Annotated in this window: 3 protein-coding genes and 2 pseudogenes; 3 read left to right on the top strand and 2 right to left on the bottom strand. The window is 36.6% G+C overall.

What is annotated here, in order from left to right; all coding sequences use genetic code 11:
• Positions 1-152: 152 nt before the first annotated feature.
• The 3 genes from ACMZ6U_RS10025 to pcp are packed head-to-tail and all read left to right on the top strand — an operon-like array spanning position 153 to position 2462.
• Entirely contained in the window at positions 153-842 is a 690-nt protein-coding gene (locus ACMZ6U_RS10025) for a DUF969 domain-containing protein (RefSeq protein WP_416108287.1), read from the top strand.
• Positions 842-1765: a DUF979 domain-containing protein gene (locus ACMZ6U_RS10020; RefSeq protein ID WP_416108286.1), complete on the top strand. Its 924-nt coding sequence runs from the start codon at positions 842-844 to the stop codon at positions 1763-1765. Before ACMZ6U_RS10025 ends, ACMZ6U_RS10020 begins: the two co-directional genes overlap by 1 nt.
• A 46-nt stretch (positions 1766-1811) precedes the next feature.
• A complete protein-coding gene (gene pcp / locus ACMZ6U_RS10015) occupies positions 1812-2462 on the top strand; it encodes a pyroglutamyl-peptidase I (RefSeq protein ID WP_416108285.1) in 651 nt (216 codons plus the stop codon).
• 57 nt (positions 2463-2519) lie between these two features.
• Here pcp and ACMZ6U_RS10010 read toward each other — a convergent pair.
• Both ACMZ6U_RS10010 and ACMZ6U_RS10005 read right to left on the bottom strand, forming a co-directional pair.
• Positions 2520-2603 (bottom strand): annotated as a pseudogene (locus ACMZ6U_RS10010) (IS3 family transposase); the annotation flags it as partial.
• Between the two features lie 10 nt (positions 2604-2613).
• A pseudogene (locus ACMZ6U_RS10005) lies at positions 2614-2704 on the bottom strand (IS982 family transposase); the annotation flags it as partial.

Genomic DNA, 2704 nt, shown 5'->3' with positions numbered 1-2704 from the left:
GTCAACTAGCACCACGAGTTATGAGAATGTCTTATTATACCTTATTTTTTTGAAAAAGAAGTTAAATTTTTGGGTATAAACACTTTTAGAAACTTATTGATGTTTAATTATCATATTGATATAATGAAGTATCACTAAAAAGGAGTTGGCTTATGGAGTGGATAAAGCTTATCGGTATTCTAATCATTGTATTAGGATTTATATTAAAATTTGATACAATTGCCACAGTAGTAGTTGCAGGTCTTGTAACTGCCTTTGTTTCAGGTATTTCGTTCCCAGAATTTTTGGAAATGCTGGGTCAAGAGTTTACGAATCAGAGGATTATGACGATTTTTATTATAACTTTACCTTTAGTTGGACTTTCTGAAACTTACGGGCTAAAACAGCGTGCCATATACCTGATAAAACGAATGAAAGGGTTGACAGTTGGAAGATTTTATACTGTTTATCTTATTATCCGTGAAATTGCCGGTCTATTTTCAATTCGTCTAGGTGGACACCCTCAATTTGTACGTCCGCTTGTTCAGCCTATGGGAGAAGCAGCAGCGGAGGCTAAAGTTCGTGAAGAATTATCAGAGGACGAATTAGAAGAAATTAAGGCTCGAGCAGCTGCGAATGAAAACTTCGGTAACTTCTTTGCCCAAAATACTTTTGCCGCTGCAGGTGGGGTCTTATTAATTAGTGGTACATTGAAATCATTAGGATATGAGGACAATGCCTCTAAAATTGCACTATCTTCAATGGTAATTGCAGTTGTATCAATTGTTATTATTGCAATTTATAACTATCAATTTGATAAGAAGATTGAAAATAATCATAAAAGAAATAAGGGGGATAAGTAATGGTTGAATTTGGAAACACATTGCTCGAGATTGCTTATGTCATTATTGGGATTCAATTCTTTCATACTGCATTTAAAGCATTCAACGATCAGACTAATCCTTCACGAGTAGGTACTGGAATTTTCTGGGGATTAATAGGTGTTACTTTTATAGGTGGTAGTTTCTTACCCAATAAAATCATTGGTAGTATTGTTGTTGTTTTAGCTTTATTAACCCTCTTTAAGCAAGTTAACATTGGACAATTTGCTCCATTAGATGAAGTAATTGCTGAGAAGCGTTCTCAAAAGATTGGAAATATGATTTTTCTTCCAGTAATTTTGATGGCTGTTTTAGCACTTGTTATTGCTCAAATATTACCAGATTTTAGCAGAGTTGCTATAGCTATAGCAGCTATTATTGCAACACTAGCTGCACTATACATAACTAAGCAGAAACCTGACAGTCTGTTGGATGAAAATAACAGAATGATTCAACAAGTATCTACTAGTGGAATTTTACCGCAATTATTAGGGGCACTAGGTGCTATTTTTACTGCAGCAGGTGTGGGAGATGTTATAGCTGGAATGATTGGTGGCGTTGTTCCCGATCAAAGCCGATTTTTCGGTGTTCTCGCTTATGTCTTAGGAATGGTTATATTTACGATGATTATGGGGAATGCCTTTGCAGCTTTTACAGTTATAACAGCAGGCATTGGCGTACCATTTGTTTTTGAACTTGGAGCAAATCCTATTATGGCCGGTGCTCTTGCTATGACAGCTGGTTATTGTGGAACTCTCCTTACTCCTATGGCAGCAAACTTTAATGCTCTTCCGGTTGCTCTTATGGATATGAAAAATCCTAATGGAGTTATCAAAGCACAGGCACCAATTGCTTTAATCATGATTGTTGTTCATATAATCTTGATGTATTTCCTTGCATTCTAATTATAAGTTAGTTATGCTAGATGGAGACATTGAAAGGAGCTTTTTTATGAAAATTTTAGTAACTGGTTTTGATCCCTTCGGAGGTGAAGCGATAAATCCTGCACTTGAATCTGTAAAACTTCTTCCTGATTCAGTATCTGGAGCAGAAGTGAAATGGATTGAGATTCCAACGGTATTTCACAAATCCGCAGACGTTCTGGAAAAGGCAATCAACGAATTTCGTCCTGATGCAGTTCTGTGTGTTGGCCAAGCGGGAGGTCGCTTTGGACTAACACCTGAACGTGTAGCTATAAATCAAGATGATGCACGTATACCAGATAATGAGAAAAATCAACCGATTGATCAGCCTATCCGTGAAGATGGACAGCCAGCCTATTTCAGTACGCTTCCAATAAAAGCTATCACCAAGGCTATTCAAGAGGCAGGATTACCAGCTTCTGTCTCAAACACAGCAGGGACATTTGTATGTAACCATCTTATGTATCAAGTTCTCTATCTAGTTGATAAGAAATTTCCGTTTGTAAAGCATGCAGGATTTATGCATATTCCATTTATGTCCGAACAAGTTGTAGATAAACCCAATATGCCTTCGATGAATATAGAAGATATGGGTAAAGGTGTTAAGATTGCTGTTGAAACAATTGCAGAATATTTCGGTAAGTCAGATATACAATCTATCGGTGGAGAAACTCACTGATGAAAAAACCTTATTTCACTCGTGAAATGTACTGACCCCAAAAAGTTGGACAACTCATTATTGAAAGGACTTAGTTCTGTATTGGACAGGACTAAGTCCTTTTAGTTTTGCTTTAATGCGTTTGTTGTTGTAGTAAAAAATACCCGTGGTGCTAGTTGATTTCAAAATATCTCAAATGATAAACCAGTATGATTTGTTCGATTCTCAATTGTAGTCCCCTAATGCTTCTCGTCAACGTGTGC

Origin of the sequence: Streptococcus pluranimalium (assembly GCF_047785745.1) — a bacterium.
GTDB lineage: Bacteria > Bacillota > Bacilli > Lactobacillales > Streptococcaceae > Streptococcus > Streptococcus pluranimalium_B.
Note: the sequence above shows the minus strand (reverse complement) of the source record. Positions and strands in the feature narration are given on the sequence as shown.